This is a genomic window from Duncaniella sp., from assembly GCF_029054785.1.
Classification (GTDB): domain Bacteria; phylum Bacteroidota; class Bacteroidia; order Bacteroidales; family Muribaculaceae; genus Duncaniella.
In genome coordinates, this window is record NZ_JAIDEN010000013.1 from 1 (window position 1) to 21,419 (window position 21,419).

A 21,419-nucleotide genomic window follows, 5' to 3' on the forward strand; every position below is an offset into this window, starting at 1 on the left:
TTCAGACCAAAATGTCAAAGAACTCTCTTTATTTGATGATTTCTAAACTAACGCGATTTTTATCGCACCAGTAGTAAAGGTGGATAATAATACTGTGGATAATAATATTAAGGTTGCAGGCATAGGATTGTTTTTTGCCTGCTGTTGCGACGGCTGAAAAAAAAGATGAAAAAAGATCGAAAAAAATTGCCGACAGACCTAAAGATATTTTTTTCGGTTGCGTCATAGACTATAGTAACGTAAAGAAGAACCGGACACGGTTGCAATGTTACCTTAAACAACGACCTCTAATATCACCAAAACTAAATCCTCACATCAGCTATGAAACTAAAAACTTTACTCCTCTCTATGTCGGTCATGGCTTCAGCGCCTGCCTTTGCAACAATTTATTATGTCAGCCCTTCGGGTGCAGGTTCGAAAGACGGTTCTTCGTGGGAAAATGCTTTCGGCGTGGAAGAGTTCCGAGCAAAGGCTGCTGCAAACGTCAACGGAGATGTCTATAATTTTGAAGGCGGACTCTACGATCTGTCTGGCGGTACGGTAATATTCAAGACTGCAACCGGTGCCACACTCATCGGTAATGCCGACGGAGAGCGGACAGTGTTTTCGGGCGACAAGAACGGCAACAACAATCCTGACGCCGCTGATGCAAACCGACTGATCCGTTTTCAGGCCAACACCGTTAACGGCGACAGCAAAAATGCGATCACAGTCGAAAACATAGATTTCACATGTGTTTATACACAGGCTGATGCCGATGCCACCAACATGGGAGCCTTTGCTGTTGACAACAGTGGAGATGTCCTGGTTAAAAACTGCCGCTTCTACAACAACTGGGCGCAAGGCTCGCACGGAGGTGCAGCGGCTTATCTCTATCGCAGTACGGTGAAGTTTGCAGACTGCATGTTTTATAATAATTCCGCTAATTACAAAGGCGGTGCGATCCGTATTTTCAGCGATAAAGCCAACAAAGGCATTACCACATTTGAAAACTGCGTGATCAAGAACAACAAGAACTATCATGGTTTCGGCGGCGCTATTTTCATGGGACATGGCAACTCGTTGAATATCGTGAACTCGACAATCACAGGCAACAGCGCCGTGAGCGATGGTGCTGCGATATATTTCACAGGCTATGATACCTCTCATCCGCGTCAGGTGCGGATTGTCAATTCGACAATAGCCGGCAATGTGACCTCTGCGGCAGATGACGCGCAGATCGTATCGACCCAAAGCGCCCATCTGAATCTCGCCAACTCGATCATAACAAGCGACGACGCTGTCGCAGCCGTCAAGTTCAAGGGCGATGTGGCCAGCGAGTCCTTTGCATTCGTTTCAGGGGGCTATAACTTTGTGGGCAATGTCATTGGTGCTGTCAGCAATGAACTTCCCTGGCAGGATAGCGATGAGCATGGCGATGCCTGCACATACAGCGCTATTTTCGGCAGCAATACGCTTGACCGAGACAATGTGATCAAGCCTGTCCGGTTCTATGCCGGTGCAACAGGCGCGGAGGTCGCAGCGGCAGTCGCAGAATGGGGTCTTCCCTCAGGTCTTGATTTTAGCGTAGACCAGCTTGGCAATCTCCGTCAGGGCGAAGTCACCCCCGGCGCTTATGCCGCCAAGAAGGAATCGCTGACCACTGGCATAGCCGATGTCACCATCAGCCGCGACAGAGCCGTACTTGTCAGCCTCGGCGCAGGACTTTATGCAGTGGACGGTTTCAACGGCAGTGTCAGTGTCTATAACGTAAACGGCGCTTTGGTGAAGACAGCCAAGTCTGATGAAATAGATCTCAGTAGCCTTGTCAACGGGCTGTATATTATACAGGCAGCAGATGCAATTTTTAAGGTAATAAGATAAATCAGGTAAAGTAAGCTCATTATTCAGGTTTGAGAATCACACTATCAGGACGGGAGACGCCGGTGATGGCGCCTCCCGTCTACTGTCTTTACAATTGTTAATTGGCGAAAATTTTTCATGATTTTTTAGCCATGTTAACTGTAATATGGATAAATTTGCAATAAGAATCCATTTAACCATAGAATAGCACAGCCTAAATTACGCAGACCTGTTTTTTTACCATGGAGGCCAATATCATATATCGGATCGCAAAAGGTGACGAGATGGCTTTTGACGCGTTTATGGATCACTATTCATCGGCGCTCTTTCACTATGCCTACGGGATAGTAGGGAGCAAGGAAAGTGCCGAGGAAGTGGTCAGCGATGTGTTTTTCGAAGTCTGGAAAGGGCGCAAGACCATACTTGAGATAGAGTCGATGGAAGCCTGGCTGCGTACTGTGACCTATCGCAAGGCAGTCTCCTGTCTGCGTCATGAAAGCAGCACTCCATCAGCCGTACCGCTTGACGAGGTGGAGAATTTCACCGTCTCGCCTGTCTCGGCGCCGGATTCCGACCTGATCTCGCGCGAGGAGATCGAAGAGCTGAACCGGGCTATCGAAGAACTGCCTCCCAAATGCCGCCATGTGTTTTTTCTGGCCAAAATCGACTGTCTGCCATATAAGGAGATATCGCAGATGCTGGAAATTTCGGTCGCCACGATCAACTATCATGTCGGATTCGCGATGGATGCGCTCAAGAAGAAATTGCGCCGACGGGAACCGCCTCCTGATTGAAATCTGTTTTTTACTTTAAACAAGCGCTGAAAACCAGCTGATTGGCGGCGGGTGAGAAAATTTGATAAAAAAATAAGAAAACGACCTAAAGAATTTTTCCGTTTCTGCGTCATTATTAATAGAAACGGCACAACAGACAATGAACAAGCAAGAACAGAATACCAATCCGAAACTCACAGCCGATGACCGTCGGCTGGAGACCATTCTCGGTGCCTGCCGTCTGGAACCCGTCGACAACACGCGCATCAAAAATCTCGTCCGCGAGAAGATCATGCGTGAGAAGATGGAGAAGATGCGCAGGACCCGCCGTGTTGTCTGGTCGGTGATTTCGGCGGCTGCATGTGTGGCTGTGCTTGTGGTTCTGGCGTTGAATTTTATAGTTCCTCAGGAAATTGAACTCTCGGCTTCGACTATGGCCGAGGTGCGCGAGGCGGGCTACAATGAACTCATTGTCGCCCCCGGCAAGAGAGTTGAAATGCGTCTTTCCGACGGTACGCGCCTTGTAGCCAATGCTCGTAGCCGTGTGCTCTATCCGGATCGTTTCGAGGGCAGCGAGCGCAGGATCTTTGTCAACGGCGAGGTATATCTCGAAGTGAGCAAAGACCGCGAGCATCCGTTTGTAGTGGAGTCTGACGGCTTCGATGTCAGAGTGCTCGGCACTGTGTTCAATATATGCAACAGCAGCGACTCGACAGCTTCGGTGGTTCTTGTCGAAGGATCGGTCGAAGTCACGACAGACCGTGATCTCAGTGTCAGACTGAAACCCAGCGATATGGTTGATCTTGTCAACGGCGAGATCGCATCACTCCGGCAGGTCGATACCGGCGACTATACTGCCTGGACCAAGGGACTGCTGGCTTTGCGCGGAGAGACCCTGTCGAGCCTCGCAACGCGTCTGAGCGATCACTACGGGCTTGAAATTGTCTGTGACAGAGGGCTTTCGGATGTGAAGGTCTACGGAAAGCTGGATCTGAGAGACAGTGTAGATCAGGTTATGTCGGCGATCAGCGAGATTGTGCCGATGAAAGTTGAAAGAGAAGGAAACCGCCTTACCATGAAAAGCGGTACCATGAAATAAAATTTAGAATTCCATATTTCTCTCCTCTTATTGCTTATCGGAATCACTCCAGGGTGACTCTGACGGCCACACCCATGTCTAAACCGCAATACCTTAAATATAATCAATTATGATGAATAGACGTATTGACCAGCGCTTTGTCTCTGTTCTGATGTTATTGGCTCTCGTACTGGGAGGCCTGACAGCAGAGGGGGAGACAGTGACGTTTGTACCGGACAGCACCCGTGTCATCCGCAATCCGCTTCAGGGATGGGTGATGTATCTGGGCCGCACCTGGGACGAAAATTTCTGGGAGGAAAAGGGATATGACCGCATGAAAGCCTGTGGAGAGGATGAGCCGGTCAGAGTGTCGGACTATGCGTCGTGCGCCTATGTCCGCACCAGTTGGGTGTCATTCGAGCCTGAGGAGGGCCGCTATGCCTGGGACGATCCTGACTCGCGGCTGATGAGACTGATACGCAGTGTCAACGACCGAGGACTGCGCATTGCCTTCCGGATTGTCATTGACGGACGTGACCAGGGACAGAACACCCCGCAATATGTATTTGATGCCGGAGCCGAGGGCTATTACGATCCCAAGGCACCGGGCAAGAACCTGTCGCCCTATCCTGACGATCCTGTGTTTCAGGAAAAATATGCGAAATTTTTCAAAGCCTTCGCCGCACACTTCGATGATCCATCGAAAGTCGAGTTTATCGACGCTTACTCGCTTGGCAAGTGGGGCGAATCGCATTCCATGATCTATAAGGACAACAGCAACAAGGAGCGGGTCTTCAACTGGGCGATAGATCTGGCCACATCCTGCTTCAGGAAAGTGCCGATGGTGCTTCATTATCACCGGATGCTCGGCGATCCGGATGATGACGGATGGGGGAGTGTGCCCGCCGATGCCGAAAAGCTGATCTCACGCGCGATCAATCGCGGATTTTCTCTGCGTCATGACGCATTCGGAATGCACGGCTACTATCAGGACTGGGAAAAGGCCATGGCCCGCAAATGGAATTTCCGTCGACCGATAATCATGGAAGGGGGCTGGATCACCGGCGCTCATCACCGTTACTGGCGCGATCCTTCAGGGCTCTATCGTGAAGGCCATGCCGAGGATGTCCGCAAGGGTGAGTTTGACGCCTCGGCGGAAGCCCGTGTGAACATGATGGATTTCCGTATCAACGACGAGACCCGTTCATGGTTTGAAGACGCTTTCCCTCTGGTGAAGAAATTTGTGGCCGAGGGCGGTTACAGGCTCTATCCCGCCTCAGTCTCCGCACCGGTTAAGGCCAGAAGCGGTTCCAAGGCCAAAGTCTCGACCGTGTGGCACAATATGGGCTGGGGATATTGTCCGACCAACATTCCGCAATGGAATCAGAAATATAAAGTAGGCATTGCTCTGCTTGACGCATCTGGTAAGCCGGTAATGTCAGTGGCCGAGAAAAAGAGCGATCTTTCAAAGTGGCTTCGGGAAAGCCCCGGCGCCTATGAGACGACCGTGAGCCTCAAGGGAATCGCCCCCGGAACATACACATGGGCCGTGGCGCTGGTCGATGTGACCGCAGGCAACAGACCCGGACTTGAAATGGCCGTGGATCCGGCCCTCATGGCTGACGGCTGGCTGCCAGCAGGTAAGATCACAATAGAATAATAAGAACCTCAAGTGGAAAACAATCAAAAAAAGTAACTATAAATCAATAACTGTCATTAACACAACCCTTATGATGAAACCAACATCGCATTATCAGCAATGGCGTTCCCGGCTGGGATCGCTGTGTGTGATGGGTCTTGTGGCTCTGGCACCGTCAGCGATCCAAGGAGCGACGGTCATGACACAGGACAACACGACAGGACTTTATACCGTGAAAGCAACTGACACAACTGTCAAGGATGTGCTCAAGTACATCGAGAGCCACAGTGACTATGTCTTTCTCTACGGTGAAGGCGTGGAGAAGAAACTCTCGTCGCCGGTCAACATCACGCTCAAAGACAAGAAAATGGACAAGATCCTTTCAGAACTTTGCAGCAGCACCGGTCTTGACTACAAGATCTCCGGACGTCAGGTGACCATTTCGGCATCAGCCAAAACCGGTAAAGGCAATGAAAACAACAAGACTGTGACCGGTGTGATCGTCGATGAAAACGGAGAGCCGATGATCGGCGCCACCGTCAAACTCAAAGACTCCAACGAGATTGTCAGCACCGACCTTGACGGACGTTTCAGCATCAAGGCAAACAAAGGACAGAAACTGATCGTATCCTATATAGGCTACAATCCCTATGAGGTCAACATCAACTCCGATGAAATGACCATCGACATGACCGACAGCAACAACACTCTGGACGAGGTTGTGGTCATCGGCTACGGCGCCGTAAAGAAAAAGGACCTGACCGGCGCGGTGGCCTCTGTCAAAGGCGATGATCTCGCAAGCAAGAAAACCACCACACTATCCACCGCGCTTCAAGGCTCTGTCTCAGGCCTCATGGTCCGCCGCGACAACAATGCGCCCGGCGCATCCGCAAGTTCGATGCATGTGCGCGGTGTGACGACCATCGGCGATTCCAACCCGCTGATCATCGTCGACGGTGTGCAGTGTGACAATATAGATTATGTCAACGCCAATGACGTTGAAAGCGTATCGGTGCTTAAAGATGCGGCAGCCGCTTCGATCTACGGTTCGAGGGCCGCAGCCGGTGTGATCCTCATCACGACCAAACGCGGCAACGAATCCTCGCTGAGCCTGTCATATAACGGCGAATTCGGCTGGGAAATCCCGACCCGTCAGCCATCGATGGTCGGAGTGACCCGTTATCTTGAAATGAGCAACGAGCTTCTTTACAATGACAACCCCTCGGCAGGCTTTTTCCAGCTCTACACCTCCGATCAGGTCAAGAACTGGGTGAGCAACAATGCGACCGATCCTGACAACTATCCTATCACCGACTGGAAGGGCATGATGCTGAAAAGCTCGGCTCCGCGCATGACCCACACAGTGTCTCTCTCAGGAGGCAACAAGTCAGTGAGGTCGCAGGCCTCGCTTTCCTATGATGAGGTTGACGGTCTGTATGACGGACGTGGTTTCCACCGCTTCATGTTCCGCAGCAACAACGATTTCACTTTCAACAAGTATATCAGCGCCAGTCTTGACGTCAACATCAGAAACGCAAAGAGCGAATCGACAATCTATGATCCCTTTGACGGAATGCGCAAGATGCCGGCCATCTATCCGGCTGTGTGGGAAAACGGCGGTCTGGCCGACGGAAAATCAGGCGCCAATCCTTACGGACTGCTCACACAGGGAGGCAACGGTGTGGCCCGAAGCACTCAGGCCGGTGGTAAAGCCTCGCTGACCATCAAGCCCATCGAAGGTCTCCAGATCCAGGGTATTGTCTCGCCGTTTATCAATTACTCCAAGAACAAAAAGTTCAAAAAGGCCGTCAGCTATGTGCTGAAAGACGATCCGACAATCTTCGGCGGCTGGATGGAAGGCGGAGGCGTGTCCTATGCGACAAACAAGCTCTCGGAGACACGCAAAGAAAACTGGAACATTACCTCACAGGTCATCGCCAACTATATGCGCCGTTTCGGCAAGCATGATCTGACTCTGATGGCCGGTTATGAAAATTACATCAAGAGCACCGAGGAACTGACCGCCGCCCGCGACCAGTATATATTGACCAAATACCCCTATCTTGACGTAGGTCCTGAGGAATTCCAGACCAACAGCGGCACAGGTACACGCTACACTTCAAACTCATTGTTCGGACGTGTCATCTACTCGTTTGACGACCGCTATCTGCTTCAGGCCAACGTGCGCCGTGACGGCTCCTCACGTTTCGCCCACAACTACCGCTGGGGCACCTTCCCCTCCTTCTCGGCCGGATGGGTCATCACAAAGGAAAAATTCATGGAAGGGGTCGGAGGAGATGTCCTTTCCTTCCTCAAACTCCGCGGTTCGTGGGGCAAGTTAGGCAACGAGCGTATCGGCAACAGCTACTTCCCATACGTATCTCTCATCACCTTCGGCGACGCCCACTTCTATAACAACAACGGAGAGGTTGTCTCAGACAAAACCGCCGCTATCCGCACACTGGCTGTCGAGGATATCACCTGGGAAACCACAACCTCGACCGACCTCGGTCTTGACGCCTACTTTTTCAACAGCCGTCTGCGCCTGGGAGCTGACTATTACTGGAAGACAACCTCCGACATGCTTCTTGCAATCCAGATCCCTTATACAATGGGATATGCCGATCCGCAAACCAATGCCGGAAAGATGTCGACCCACGGCTATGATCTTGAACTCAGCTGGAACGACCGTATCGGCGAAGTCTCCTACGGCATCTCGCTCAATCTTTCGGATTTCATCTCCAAAATCGACTACATGAACAATTCCGACGTAGTCAAAGACGGGAAACTCAAACGTGCAGGCGAGCTTTTCAACACCTGGTACGGCTACATCTGCGACGGCATCTATCAGACACAGGACGAGGTCAACAACTCGGCCCGCACAAGCTCGACGGTGACAGTCGGTGACCTGAAATACCGTGACATCTCCGGTCCTGACGGAGTGCCTGACGGCATAATCTCATCGGAATATGACCGTGTGCCGCTTGGCAACTCGCTTCCCCGCTTCCAGTATGGCGGCACCATCAATGCCGCATGGAAAGGTATTGACCTCTCGATGGCCTTCCAGGGAATAGGCAAGCAGAACGCCTATTATGACCGTGCGATGGTCGAGCCTCTCCGCGACAGCTACGGCAACATTCCCGCCATCATCGACGGCAACTACTGGAGTGTCTTCAACACTGATGCCGAAAACCTCCGTGTCAGATATCCGCGACTGACCAACACCACCAAGAGCAACAACTATGCGGTTTCTGATTTCTGGATCTTCAATGGCCGCTATTTCCGAATGAAAAACGTGACACTCGGCTATACATTCCCGGCGGCATGGACCCGCAAGGCCAGCATAGAGAAAGCCCGTGTCTACTTCAGCGCATCGGATCTCTTCTCGATCGACAATTATCCCAAGGGCTGGGACCCTGAAATGGGAGTCAATGCCTATCCGATCACAACCTCGCTTATTGTAGGTCTTAACTTGAAATTCTGATATAACGATGAAAAATATAAAGAAATCAGCATACGCTCTCACCGGCCTGGCAATGCTTCTCGCGTCCTGCGAAAGCATGGATATGGAGCCGCGTACACAGGGCAGCAGTGAGTCCTGGTATTCAACCGAGGCCGAACTTGAAATGGCCACAAACGAATTCTATATTCTCGGCTACTGGAACACTCCGCTGGAAAGCGCCGAGCAGTGGACCGACAATTTCACCTACCGACAGCAGAACCGCAATCCGAACAGCAACGGCACAGTGCTCGACGGTACGATGAACGGTCAGCAGTTTGAGGTCTATTCTCTATGGCAGCAGAGCTATAAGCTGGTAGCCCGCGCCAATTCCCTGCTCAACAACTACCACAAGGCCGTCGGAAACGTCGAGCCGACCACTCTGAACCGTTTTGTCGGAGAGGCTTATTTCTGCCGTGCCTGCAAATACGGAGACCTGGTGTTCTTTTTCGGCGATGTCCCCTACATGACCGGTACAGCCACTATCACCGAGGCCGAGAAGATGGGCCGCCGTCCGAAAGCCGAAGTCATTGAGGAGATGTACAAGGATTTTGACAAGGCTATCGAATATCTCCCCGTGAGCTATACCGGCAACGAGCACGTGACCAAGGGTGCCGCTATGGCAATGAAAGCCCGCTATGCCCTCTATTTCGGTGATTATGAGCTTGCTGCCAAGGCTGCCAAGGACTGCATGGACCTCGGAGTCTATTCGCTCGAACCCAACTATGCCAACATCTTCCTTCAGAGCACCAGACAGATTCCTGAAAAGGTCTTTGCGATTCCCCGCTCGATTGCCGAGGATGTGGTTCTTGACGCATGGTTTGTCAACAACGGTCTTCCTCGCAATGCCGGAGGCTATGGCTCGGACAATCCCTCCTGGGATCTTTTTGCAAGCTATCTCTGCACCGACGGTCTGCCGATCGACGAATCGCCCCTCTTCAATCCGCTCAATCCCTTCGCCAACCGCGATCCGCGCTGCACGATGACAATTGTCGAGTTCGGCACCGAACACTGCGGATTCATCTATGATCCCAGCCCGGCTGTCACTCAGGTGCTCAACACGACGACAGGCGTGATGCAGTCAAACCAGGACACCCGTATCGTCAACACCTATGCCTCCTACAACGGGCTTGTCTGGAAGAAAGGTATTGATATTTCCTGGACTCAGAACGGCAAGAAAGTCGAACGCGACTATCTGATGATGCGCTATGCCGATGTGCTGCTGATGTATGCCGAGGCCAAGATCGAGCTTGGCGAGATTGACGAGAGCGTGACCGATGCCATCAATGCAGTCCGTGCGAGAGCCTATGGTGTGCCAGCATCGAACACCTCGCTCTATCCTGCCGTAGAACTCGGAAGTCAGGAGCAGATGCGCAAGACTCTGCGTATCGAGCGCCGCATGGAACTTGCCAACGAGGGTCTGCGTTATCAGGACCTTATCCGCTGGAAGCTCGCATCGAAAGCCCTCAACGGTTACAACTATATCAACCTTCAGCCTGACGAACTGCTGTCGAAGGTGGTCAAGACCGGACTCTGGTTCTGGAGCATGACTCCCCAGATTGATGAAGACGGCCTTGTCGATTTCTCTTCGCTCTACAATGCCGGTCTCATAGCGCTCGGTGCGAAGCGAGTGTTCCCTGACCGCCAGTATCTGTGGCCTATCCCGACACACGACTTGCAGCTGTGTCCGAATCTCGGCAATAACCCCGGCTACTAATCAGCATCCTAAATCTATTGTAAAATGAAAACTCATCTTATCGACAATATGGCAAAACGCTGCCTGAAAGTGGCGGCAGTCATGCTCGCCGTCGGAGCCTTCACTGCTTGTGACGACGATGACATCGACAACACATATTCGCGCAATCTGTCAGTCATCCGGCTGGAGCCGTCGAGTGAATATGTCGTGCTTGACGAAAGCAATCCCGACGCTGTGGCGCTCACTCTTGAATGGAATGCCGCCCATGACTACGGATATGACTATATCACTACCTATCAGTATGAACTTGGAGTCGACGGCAGCACCGCGGCTGTCAAGGAGTATGAAGATGACGGTATTTTCCGCCGCCAGTACACTAACCGCGAGCTTCAGGAGCTGCTGACCGGACGTTTCGGTCAGCTTACAAGCACTCTCTGTACGCTCAATCTGTCAGTCACAGCCTCTTTCGAGGGTCCGCGCGTGGTGGTTCCCGATATCGCCACTGCAAAAGTGCTTGTAAAGACCTATGGTCCGAAGCAGTATCTGGCTGACCATCTCTATATCGGTGGTTCGGCTGTCGGCGATAAGCCGATCGAGCTTGTAAGTTCGGCTGCCAATCCTCTGGTCTACACATGGAACGGCAAACTGTCAGCCGGTTCGGTGAATTTCCCTGTAAGCTATGCGGATGAAAGCAATGCTCTGTCTCCCCTCCGGGCTGACTGTCCGATCGAGTCTGACGAAATGGAGGCAGTGATGGTCGATGCTTCGGAAGCCCACAGCTGGATCATCACAGAGGAGGAAAACTATCGCGTTACTGTAAACCTCATCAACCATACTGTCAAGATCGTTCCCGCAGGCAGCGTTATTGAACTCGACCGTCTGTTGATGGCAGGCTCGGCTACCGGCGGTGCTGACATCGAAGTGGCCCGTACTCTCGAAAACGATCAGCTCTACGCATGGCGCGGACAGCTTCAGGCCGGTAAGCTTTATCTGCCTATCGAGTTCAACGACGCGACAGCAATCTCGATTGTCCCGAAAGAAGCAGGCGATCATGACATCCATGACGGTCAGGCTCATGACTTCACGCAGACAGCTACTGAAAGCGGTGTCGGCGCTTCCTACTGGGAAATTCCTGCCGCCGGCATCTACCGAGTGGTTGTGGATCTCGAAAACCGCACTGTGACCATCTACTCTCCCGATACGGATCTTAAGAACAAGGTTGTCTCCTACAACAATACGGTTGACGGAATCAATCCCTATTATCAGGAAGTCACCGAACTGTGGATGTGGGGCGGATTCAACGACGCAGCCCACGACGCAGGTCTTAAGGCCGGATTCGAGGAGAAATATAAGCTCAAACAGTCGCTTGCCAATCCGAACGTGTTCGTTTACCACGGTTCTGTGATTCCGCGCGGCACCTCGACCGACGACTGGTCGAAAGTCACTGCCACAGGCGCTCTCAACTTCCTTGTTTCGAGCATCGAGAACAATGTCTATGCTTTCGGCTCGACCGCCGATGCGAAGCGCAACTCCAAACGCGGCTACCTTTCAGTGAGCAACGGAGAGATGCAGACTCTCGTAGCCGGACAGTCAGACAACCGCTATGCTTACTTCTGCGTGCCTGAAAACTGTAACTACGTTTGTGTCGACATCGAGAAACTGACCGTGATATTTGATTATAAGTAACTCTTAAAGAATCGAGAAAATCATGTTTATCAACAGCAATATACTGAGCAAGGCTTCCGGCTTGCTTCTCACAGCGGCAATGGCCTTCGCAAATGCCTCTTGTTCGGATGACGATGCTCCCGAAAGCGGTGCCAACAGATGGGATATCGCAGGCAACGAAGTCGTGTCCGTCAAGCCCGAACGTTATAAGATGCTCCGCAATCCACTGACCGGCTGGGTGATGTATACCGGACTTGGCGACGGACTGAAAGATACATTCTGGGCCGATTATGACCGGATGCAGTCATCGGCAGGCATCATCAATGTGTCGGATTATTCAAATGTGCTTTTCATCCGTGCCGCCTGGACTTATTTCAACCCTGAAGAGGGAAAATATGCCTGGGATGACGACTGCAACACCGTGGAGGCCCGGCGTTTCAAGATGCTTGTCAAAGGAGCCAAGGAACGCAATATGATGCTCGCTTTCAGCTTTATCTGTGACAGTCAGGACAAGCATGCCAATTTCTCGCCTGAATATGTACGTCAGGCGGGAGCGCAGGGCTATGTCACCACAACCGGTTCCGTGCAGGTGTGGTCGCCTTATCCCGATGATCCTGTGTTTCAGGAAAAATTCGCAAAGTTCATCCATGACTTTGCCGCCAAGTATGACGATCCTGACGTCACCATGTTCATGAGCGGTACCGGTCTGGGCAAATGGGGCGAATCGCACACCGTCATCTATTCGACTGGCAACAATGATCCCCGCGAGAGTGTCGCCAACTGGATCACGGATCTCTATATGAATGAGTTCAAGCGTGTGCCCTGTTTCATCAACTACCACCGCGCGTTGCTTGCAACCGCCTCATATACCGACAATGTCAGCGCCCTGACCGAGCGACTGATTGAAATGGCAGTCGACAAGGGATTCTCTCTGCGCAACGATGCTTTCGGCATGAAGAGCTATTACAGTGACTGGGAACGCAATTTTGCCGCCGCTCACCGCTACAAGCGTCCGATCATCATGGAAGGCGGCTGGGTGAAGACCTCCCACGGCGGTTCGATCAAGGGTGACGGCTATGCCGACTATGCCGATGTCCGCAAGGGCGAATATTATGAAGGCAAGGGTGCCAATGTCAACATGATGGACTTCCGCTATGGCAGCTCTCTGACCGAAGGCGAGACTTGGTCATGGTTCAACGAAGCCTATGACCTTGTGACGGAATTCATTGCCGAGGGAGGCTACCGTCTCTACCCCGACAAGGTTTCGGTGCCGGTCAGCGTCTCTTCATCAGGCAATGTGATAATCACCCACCGCTGGTGCAATCTCGGATGGGGCTACTGCCCGACAAACATCCCGCAGTGGAACCAGAAATATAAAGTGGCTTTCGCTCTGCTTGACAAAGCGACTCTCCGTCCTGTGAAAGTTTATGTCGACGAAGGTCCCTGTCTCAACGACTGGATCAAGGGCAAGCCTTCGACTTATGAGTCGCGTTTCAGCCTCGGCGGTGTGGCCAAGGGTGAATACGAGTGGGCTGTCGGCCTTGTCGACACAACGAAAGACAATGAGATCGGTCTGCATATTTCAGCCAAGGAAGGCATCACGCCTGAAGGCTGGCTGCAACTCACCACTGTCAACGTCAACTGATGATGAACGTAGCGAAAAAATATCTTGCATGTGGAGCGGCCCTGCTGGCCTCTTCCCTCAGCGCCGTGGCGGCAGATCTGTGGATCGAGACCGAATCTTTCTCTGACAAGGGAGGATGGGTGGTCGACCAGCAGTTCATGGACCAGATGGGATCTTCCTATCTTATGGCCCACGGGATGGGAATTCCTGTCGCTGACGCCATGACGGAGGTGGAGATTCCGGAAAGTGGTCTCTATACGGTCTATGTGCGTACTTTCAACTGGACCTCCCCCTGGTGCAAGGGGGAGGGTCCGGGAAAGTTCCGGATCAAGGTCGGCGGCAAGCAGTTGCCGGAAATGCTCGGAGCCACAGGTGACAGATGGGAATGGCAATGTGCCGGAAAAGTCAGACTTCAGGCCGGGCGCCGTGAAATCGCGCTTCATGACCTGACGGGATTCAACGGCCGCTGCGATGCCGTCTATCTGACCACGGAGAGTGATGTCACTCTGCCCGACGGTGGACCGGCTCTTGAGTCAATGCGCCGGAAGGCTCTGGGACTTGAGGGTGTGGAACCTGAGGTCAGAAGCTACGATCTTGTGGTGGTCGGCGGAGGTATCGCCGGGATGTGTGCGGCAGTCGCCGCGGCCCGCGGCGGTATGCAGGTGGCTCTTGTCAATGATCGTCCGGTGCTCGGAGGAAACAACAGTTCGGAGGTCAGAGTCCACCTCGGCGGTCATGCCGAGCTTGGCCCGAACGAGGGACTGGGCCGCATGATCCGCGAGTTCGGCCATTCACGGGCCGGAAATGCCAAGCCCGGAGAGTATTATGAGGATGAAAAGAAGGATTCTTTCATTGCGGCGGAACCGGGGGTGACACTGTATCCCTGCTATCGGGCCGTGGCCGTCGGCTGCGACGGTAGCCATATCGGGTCAGTGACCGTGCGCCATACGGAAGAGAACAACGAGATAGTGCTCAAGGCGCCGCTTTTCAGCGATTGCACGGGCGACGGCTCTGTCGGTTATCTTGCAGGTGCCGATTACGCTATGGGACGCGAGTCGCGGAGTGAATATGACGAACCCTTGGCTCCTGAAGCGGCTGATTCGCTGACAATGGGAGTCTCCATCCAGTGGTACACGAAGGACGGCGGTAAACCGTCGCGTTTCCCGGAGTTCAGCTATGGTGTTGAATTCGACGATGACAACTGCGAGCGTGTCACGATGGGAGAATGGAAGTGGGAGACAGGCATGAACCGCAATCAGATCACTGAGGCTGAGGCTGTGCGCGACTATGGCCTGCTGGTGATCTATTCCAACTGGAGCCATCTTAAAAATCATCTTAAGGACAACGGAAAGTATCGCACACGGAGTCTTGAATGGGTCGGATATATTTCCGGCAAGCGTGAGTCCCGCCGTCTGTTGGGCGACTATGTGCTCAAGCAGGACGACATAGACAAGAACGTGTTCCACGAAGACGCCTCATTCACCACCACCTGGAGCCTTGACCTGCATTTCCCCGATCCTCAGAACAGTGAGAAATTTCCCGGCAGAGAGTTCAAGGCGGCCACGAACCATGTGTTCATCCATCCCTATGCGGTTCCCTACCGCTGTCTCTATTCGCGCAATATAGACAACCTTTTCATGGCCGGACGCAATATAAGCGTGACCCATGTGGCTTTGGGTACGGTCCGGGTGATGCGTACCACCGGAATGATGGGCGAAGTGGTCGGGATGGCGGCTTCATTGTGTCACAGACATGGTGTGACTCCCCGCGGAGTATATCAGGACCATCTCGACGAACTGAAGGCAATGATGAAGGAGGGGGCCGGAAAACCTGCCGACACTCTGCCTGACAACCAGAAGTTCAACCTGCCCAACGAGTTGCTTGATGTGCCACGCATGCTGAAAGAATAAGAGGGTATTTCATAACAATAGTTAAAATCTGAGTGGTGTATCTTTTAGATAAATTGTTGTAAATGAGGAAGGAGCATAGCGAGTTATGTGACTGACGAATTTCAACAATTTAGCAAAAGAGACACCAAGGCTCAGGTAACTTTAAAAAGTCTCAGACATGAAATTATTAAAAAAGAAAATATAATACCATCGCCTGTGAAAGTTTTGGGCGCCTATGACTCTTCATCTCAGTCACATAGCTCGCTATGCTCCTTCGATTCAGAGTCATATACACCTCAAAACTTTCGCTCAGATTTTAACTCTTGTTATGAAACACCCTCTAAGAGGAAGATCCTCTTGTCAAGTACCAACACCCTCTAACAGTTTTCCAAGTATCAGATATCAATGAAAACAAGACTGCTGACTATTTCGCTTCTTCTGACTGCGGCCTTCGGAGCCGCAGCAGGGGAGTGTTATTCACGACTGTCAGGTGACACTCTGAAGATGGGCAACAGCCGTATCGAGCGTGTCTATCTCTGGAACGACGGTCATCTTATCACCTGCCGTGTGACCGATAAACTTTCCGGCAAGAGCTGGACATCATCCGCCGGAAATGCGGACTTTGTGGTGAACCGCGCTGTTCCTTCCGGCGGGAAGATCCGGGTGGAAGAAGTGGCCGGTGACGGCATCCGTCCCGATCGGCTGGTGACCACTGTAAGCTACCGTCTCGGCGATCTGGAGGTCGAACGCTCCTACCGCCTCTATGAAGGGGTGCCCGCCATAGCCGTCGACACCCGTCTTCGCGGAACTCTGAGCGGAGTCGCCGAGAAGGAGGTCAGCGAGGCCGACCGCAGCAATATAGAGCATTCCGGAGACATGAAACTGAAGCCGGTGACAGCCGTCCTTGACCGTCTGGCTCTTCCCGGACAGCACTGGCATGGCCGTGCAGTGGAGTTTCGTGATATAACCGACTGGAACAACAATCTTGTCGATGAGCGGGATTTTATCTCATATCGCAAGACGAATTACCGCGGCAACATCCTGACCGTGACCGACGGCGATAACGGAGGCGGTTTCGTCTTTCTGAAAGAGGCTCCTTGTTCGGGCGTACAGCTCGCATACAAAGGGGGCGATTTCATCAGCGATTTCGGATCGTTCATGGTGACAGGCCTCGGAGTGGATGACAAGGATGTCGGCCCGGAGAAGTGGACAAGTACCTACGGGTCGGTTCTCTGCACTTTCGGAGAGGATGAACTGTCAGCACTCAGTGCCTTGAGAGCCTATCAGAAACAGTGTCGGGTGCTTGATCCAGGCCGCGACGAAATGGTGATGATGAACACCTGGGGCGACCGCTCGCAGGATGCAAAAGTCAACGAGGCGTTCTGTCTGGCCGAACTCGACAAGGCCGCCCTTCTTGGAATCACTCTTTTTCAGATTGACGACGGATGGCAGGCTGGCAAGAGCCCGAATTCGGCATCGGCCGGCGGCTCGTTCAAGGATATATATGCCAATGCGTCCTATTGGACCCCTGATCCGGAGAAATATCCGCGCGGACTGAAACCGATTGTCGACCGTGGCCGCGAATTGGGCATCAAGATTGGCCTGTGGTTCAATCCGAGTGTGCAGAACGATTTTGCCGACTGGGAAAAGGATGCGGCGACAATCATAGGCCTCTGGAAAGACTATGGAATCAGAATGTTCAAGATCGACGGCCTGACCGTCAGTTCGAAATCCGGAGAGGAGAATCTGCGGAAACTTTTTGACCGGGTGCTTGCCGGGACAGACAATGAGGTCATGTTCAATCTCGATGCTACGGCCAGCCGCCGCGGAGGCTATCACTTTTTCAATGAATACGGAAACATCTTCCTTGAAAACCGCTATACGGACTGGGGAAATTATTATCCTTACTGGACGCTGAGAAATCTGTGGATGCTTTCACGCTATGTACCCGCCGAACGTCTTCAGATCGAATTCCTCAACAAGTGGCGCAACGAGGCCAAATATGAAGGTGATGTCTTCGCACCGTCGCGCTATGATTTTTCCTATGTGTTTGCAGTCACAATGGCCGGTCAGCCTCTGGCATGGATGGAGGCCTCCAATCTGCCTGAGGAGGCTTTCGGAATCAGGCCTTTGATCGAGGCTTACCGCTCGGTGCAGCATGACTTCCACCGCGGGACCATTCTGCCGGTAGGCGATGAGCCGTCGGGCCGTTCATGGACCGGCTTCCAGTCGTTGCTGCCTGACGGAGAGGGCTATCTGTTGATCTATCGTGAAGACAATCAGCAGTCGGTTGGCGCGATTGACACCTGGTTTGCCGACGGTTGTGAGGTTGAGCTCACACCTGTCATCGGCAATGGAGTGAAGCAGACTCTCAGGGCCGGTCGCAACGGCTCGATTGAGATCGCCATTGATAAACCGAATGATTTTGTGATGTACAGATATAAGGAAAAACATTGATCTTTACGTAAACGAACATACCATATACGATAAAAAATTCTGCCATGTACCTTAAACGAATAATATTCATTATCAGCTTTGTCTTTGTCGCATTTTGTGCAAGTTCGCAGCCTGCGGAGCGTCTCTACAAACTCTCGGTCTATCCGGAGGACGGACAGTGGAACCGCAAGCCCGGCGAAAAGGTGAAATTCAGTGTCAATCTTTTCAGATGTGACGTGCCTGAGGGTGACATCGAGCTGAGCTATGACATAAGCGAGGATATGATGACTCCTCACAAGAGCGGAAAAGTGAAACTGAAAAATGGCCGTGGGACCATCGAAGGCGGTACCATGAAGCAGCCCGGTTTTCTGCGTTGCCGTGTCAGCATGAAAAAAGACGGACGAGATTATGAAGGGATGGGCACCGTCGGGTTTGCGCCTGAAGCGCTTCTTCCGGTGACCCGGCAGCCTGCTGATTTCAAAGATTTCTGGGAAAAGGCGGTTGCCGATGCCCGCAAATGGGATCTTGAGCCAATGATGACTCTGATGCCTGAACGCTGCACCTCGAAAGTTAAGGTATATCATGTTTCCTGGATCAACAATGACTGGGGTTCAAGAATGTATGGAATTCTTTCGATGCCTGCCGCCGAAGGGCGCTATCCGGCTGTGCTGAAACTTCCGGGAGCCGGTGTGCGCGGATATAACGGCGATATAACCCATGCTGAAAAGGGATTTATCGTGCTTGAGGTCGGAGTGCATGGCATTCCGGTCAACCAGCCTGCCGAGGTGTATGCGGGGCTTTACAACGGAGCGCTGAAACGCTATCACTCGTTCAACATGGAGGACCGTGACCGCTATTACTACAAGCGGATTTTCACCGGTTGTGTGCGCGGGATTGACTTTATCGAACAGCTTCCGGAATACAACGGCTGCCTCGCCACTTTCGGGGGCAGTCAGGGTGGAGGACTGTCGATCATTATCGCCGGTCTCGACAAGCGCGTCAAAGGTCTTGTATCGTATTATCCTGCCATGAGCGACATGGCCGGTTACACGGCCGGACGTGCCGGCGGATGGCCGCATACTCTCAAAGACAAGAAGTTCCACACACCGCAGATTCTTAACACTCTGGCCTATTTCGACGTGTCGAGTTTCGCTCGCGAGGTGAATGTCCCCGGTTTCTATACTTTCGGCTACAATGACATGGTCTGTCCGCCGACAACTACAATGTCGGTCTATAATGTCATTGATGCTCCCAAAGAACTCCGCATCGCGGAAACTACCGCTCATTATGCCTACGCAGAGCAGGGGGCGGCGGCCTGGAACTGGGTGATGGATTTTCTCAGGAAGTGCGGTTCAAACTGATTTGAAGACAACAAATGTGTGACACCATGAAAAGAATCCCGTTTTTTCTGCTTGCCCTTGTGGCTCTGTGTTTTTCAGCTTCGGCTTCGCTGATGACTAACGTCTACGGGCGTGACTACCGTCTGCTCAATGGTCGCTGGGATGCGATCGTTGATCTCTATGATCAGGGCGACCGGATGAAAGTCTATGAAAACCGCTCTCCGGAAGGCCGGACAGATTTCTATGAATATTCTTTTGACGGCGGTCTGCGTCTCGAAGTGCCGGGCGACTGGAACTCGCAGAATCCGGAACTGAAATATTATGAAGGCACCGTGTGGTATGGCCGCCATTTTGAGTCCATGCCGCAGCCCGGAAAGCGTCAGATCCTTTATTTCGGTGCTGTCAGCTATCGTTGCAATGTCTATCTTAACGGGCGGAAAATCGCTTCGCACGAGGGTGGTTTCACTCCGTTCGAAGTCGATGTCACCGATGCCCTGACCGACGGCGACAATTTCTTGGTGGTCGAGGCAAACAACCGCCGTACAAAGGATGCGATTCCGGCTCTTGCCTTCGACTGGTGGAACTATGGAGGTATCACACGTGATGTGATGCTGGTTAGCGTTCCCGACAATTATGTTGAAGACTACTTTGTCCGCTTGCGCAAGGGCAGTCCTGACGTGATTGATATTGATGTCAGGATGTCGCGTCCTGAAGCAGGTGTTGAGATCTCGGTCGAGATCCCGGCTCTGCGGAAGAGCTTTAAGTCCGTGACAGACGCCGCCGGACGTGTGTCAGGCTCCATTCAGGTGAAAAATCTGAAAAGATGGGCTCCGGAAGCTCCCGTGCTCTACGACGTGATTGTAAGAGGTGGAGCAGACAAGGTTTCGGAAGAGATCGGATTCCGCAACATAGAAGTTGCCGGAACAAAGATACTGATCAACGGGAAACCTCAGTTCATGCGCTGCATCTCGTTTCACGAGGAAATCCCACAACGGATGGGCCGTGCCTTCTCCAAGGCTGATGCCACGATGCTGCTGAACGAGGCGAGTGAGCTTGGTGTCAATATGATACGCCTGGCACATTATCCGCAGAATGAATACACGGTGCGCATGGCCGAGAAGATGGGCATTGTCCTCTGGCAGGAGATCCCCATCTGGCAGGGAATTGATTTTGCTGACAGCAGCACTCGTTCGAAGGCCCAGGCAATGCTTCGCGAGATGATCAGCCGCGACAAAAACCGCTGTGCAGTGGGCTTCTGGGGAGTGGCCAATGAGACGAAGCCATCGGCAGAGCGCAACGACTTCCTGAAATCACTTCTGGACGCAGGCAAGGAGATTGACACCACACGTCTCTACGTGGCGGCATTCGATCTTGTCGGTTTTGACGAAGACCGCCGACTGTTCACGATGGACGATCCCTTTACTGAAAACCTTGATGTGGTCGCTGTCAACAAATACATGGGCTGGTATCACCCGTGGCCTTTGTCACCGGCTGAATCAGTGTGGGAGGTGACTCCCGACAAACCGCTGATAATCTCAGAATTCGGCGGAGAGGCTCTGTATGGACAGTCTGGGAGCCGCGATGTGGTCAGCTCCTGGAGCGAAGACTATCAGGCACGTCTTTATGAAGACAATCTGCGCATGATGGAAAATATTCCGAATCTTGCCGGTGTTTCTCCCTGGATTCTGTTTGATTTCCGTTCGCCTTTCCGCTTTCATCCGTTGAATCAGGAAGGCTGGAACCGAAAGGGTCTTGTCTCGGACCGCGGACAGCGCAAGAAAGCCTGGTATATCATGCGTGATTTCTACCGCAAAAAGCGCGCCGGACAATAGCCCCTGCGAGGTATAAGAGGTTGTTTAAAGACAAGAGTTAAAATCTGAGTGGTGTATCTTTTAGATAAATTGTTGTAAATGAGAAAGGAGCATAGCGAGCTATGCG

At 52.4% G+C, this 21,419-nt stretch carries 12 protein-coding genes; all 12 read left to right on the top strand.

Annotation, left to right across the window (positions count from 1 at the left end):
- Positions 1–321: 321 nt before the first annotated feature.
- The 12 genes from K2H17_RS00305 (at position 322) to K2H17_RS00360 (ending at position 21,313) form a co-directional block, all read left to right on the top strand.
- Positions 322–1,863 (top strand): right-handed parallel beta-helix repeat-containing protein, encoded by a 1,542-nt coding sequence (locus tag K2H17_RS00305; RefSeq protein WP_300130063.1) that lies wholly within the window; start codon positions 322–324, stop codon positions 1,861–1,863.
- A 221-nt stretch (positions 1,864–2,084) separates the two neighbouring features.
- Positions 2,085–2,636 carry a sigma-70 family RNA polymerase sigma factor gene (locus tag K2H17_RS00310; RefSeq protein WP_300130064.1) on the top strand — a complete coding sequence of 184 codons (552 nt, stop codon included), beginning with the start codon at positions 2,085–2,087 and terminating at the stop codon, positions 2,634–2,636.
- Between the two features lie 139 nt (positions 2,637–2,775).
- A complete protein-coding gene (locus K2H17_RS00315; RefSeq protein WP_300130065.1) occupies positions 2,776–3,714 on the top strand; it encodes a FecR domain-containing protein in 939 nt (312 codons plus the stop codon).
- Positions 3,715–3,823: 109 nt separating this feature from the next.
- Positions 3,824–5,353 (top strand): DUF4832 domain-containing protein, encoded by a 1,530-nt coding sequence (locus tag K2H17_RS00320; RefSeq protein WP_300130066.1) that lies wholly within the window; start codon positions 3,824–3,826, stop codon positions 5,351–5,353.
- Positions 5,354–5,423: 70 nt separating this feature from the next.
- A complete protein-coding gene (locus K2H17_RS00325; RefSeq protein WP_300130067.1) occupies positions 5,424–8,816 on the top strand; it encodes a TonB-dependent receptor in 3,393 nt (1,130 codons plus the stop codon).
- 7 nt (positions 8,817–8,823) lie between these two features.
- Positions 8,824–10,548 carry a RagB/SusD family nutrient uptake outer membrane protein gene (locus tag K2H17_RS00330; RefSeq protein WP_300130068.1) on the top strand — a complete coding sequence of 575 codons (1,725 nt, stop codon included), beginning with the start codon at positions 8,824–8,826 and terminating at the stop codon, positions 10,546–10,548.
- Between the two features lie 24 nt (positions 10,549–10,572).
- Positions 10,573–12,213: a SusE domain-containing protein gene (locus K2H17_RS00335; RefSeq protein ID WP_300130069.1), complete on the top strand. Its 1,641-nt coding sequence runs from the start codon at positions 10,573–10,575 to the stop codon at positions 12,211–12,213.
- 22 nt (positions 12,214–12,235) lie between these two features.
- The gene (locus K2H17_RS00340; protein WP_300130071.1) at positions 12,236–13,837 is read left to right on the top strand and encodes a DUF4832 domain-containing protein; all 1,602 of its coding nucleotides are present in this window, start codon (positions 12,236–12,238) and stop codon (positions 13,835–13,837) included.
- A gap of 2 nt (positions 13,838–13,839) precedes the next feature.
- Complete coding sequence (locus tag K2H17_RS00345; protein ID WP_300130075.1) at positions 13,840–15,726, top strand: FAD-dependent oxidoreductase; 1,887 nt, start codon at positions 13,840–13,842, stop codon at positions 15,724–15,726.
- Between the two features lie 384 nt (positions 15,727–16,110).
- Entirely contained in the window at positions 16,111–18,162 is a 2,052-nt protein-coding gene (locus K2H17_RS00350; protein ID WP_300130072.1) for an alpha-galactosidase, read from the top strand.
- 44 nt (positions 18,163–18,206) lie between these two features.
- Positions 18,207–19,502: an acetylxylan esterase gene (locus K2H17_RS00355; RefSeq protein ID WP_300130073.1), complete on the top strand. Its 1,296-nt coding sequence runs from the start codon at positions 18,207–18,209 to the stop codon at positions 19,500–19,502.
- 26 nt (positions 19,503–19,528) lie between these two features.
- The gene (locus K2H17_RS00360) at positions 19,529–21,313 is read left to right on the top strand and encodes a glycoside hydrolase family 2 TIM barrel-domain containing protein (protein WP_300130074.1); all 1,785 of its coding nucleotides are present in this window, start codon (positions 19,529–19,531) and stop codon (positions 21,311–21,313) included.
- Positions 21,314–21,419 lie beyond the last annotated feature (106 nt).

Coding starts and splice junctions, on each gene's coding strand:
- K2H17_RS00355 (WP_300130073.1), top strand. CDS start 18,207: ATGTACCTTAAACGAATAATATTCATTATCAGCTTTGTCTTTGTCGCA.
- K2H17_RS00340 (WP_300130071.1), top strand. CDS start 12,236: ATGTTTATCAACAGCAATATACTGAGCAAGGCTTCCGGCTTGCTTCTC.
- K2H17_RS00345 (WP_300130075.1), top strand. CDS start 13,840: ATGAACGTAGCGAAAAAATATCTTGCATGTGGAGCGGCCCTGCTGGCC.
- K2H17_RS00320 (WP_300130066.1), top strand. CDS start 3,824: ATGATGAATAGACGTATTGACCAGCGCTTTGTCTCTGTTCTGATGTTA.
- K2H17_RS00315 (WP_300130065.1), top strand. CDS start 2,776: ATGAACAAGCAAGAACAGAATACCAATCCGAAACTCACAGCCGATGAC.
- K2H17_RS00325 (WP_300130067.1), top strand. CDS start 5,424: ATGATGAAACCAACATCGCATTATCAGCAATGGCGTTCCCGGCTGGGA.
- K2H17_RS00305 (WP_300130063.1), top strand. CDS start 322: ATGAAACTAAAAACTTTACTCCTCTCTATGTCGGTCATGGCTTCAGCG.
- K2H17_RS00350 (WP_300130072.1), top strand. CDS start 16,111: ATGAAAACAAGACTGCTGACTATTTCGCTTCTTCTGACTGCGGCCTTC.
- K2H17_RS00330 (WP_300130068.1), top strand. CDS start 8,824: ATGAAAAATATAAAGAAATCAGCATACGCTCTCACCGGCCTGGCAATG.
- K2H17_RS00310 (WP_300130064.1), top strand. CDS start 2,085: ATGGAGGCCAATATCATATATCGGATCGCAAAAGGTGACGAGATGGCT.
- K2H17_RS00360 (WP_300130074.1), top strand. CDS start 19,529: ATGAAAAGAATCCCGTTTTTTCTGCTTGCCCTTGTGGCTCTGTGTTTT.
- K2H17_RS00335 (WP_300130069.1), top strand. CDS start 10,573: ATGAAAACTCATCTTATCGACAATATGGCAAAACGCTGCCTGAAAGTG.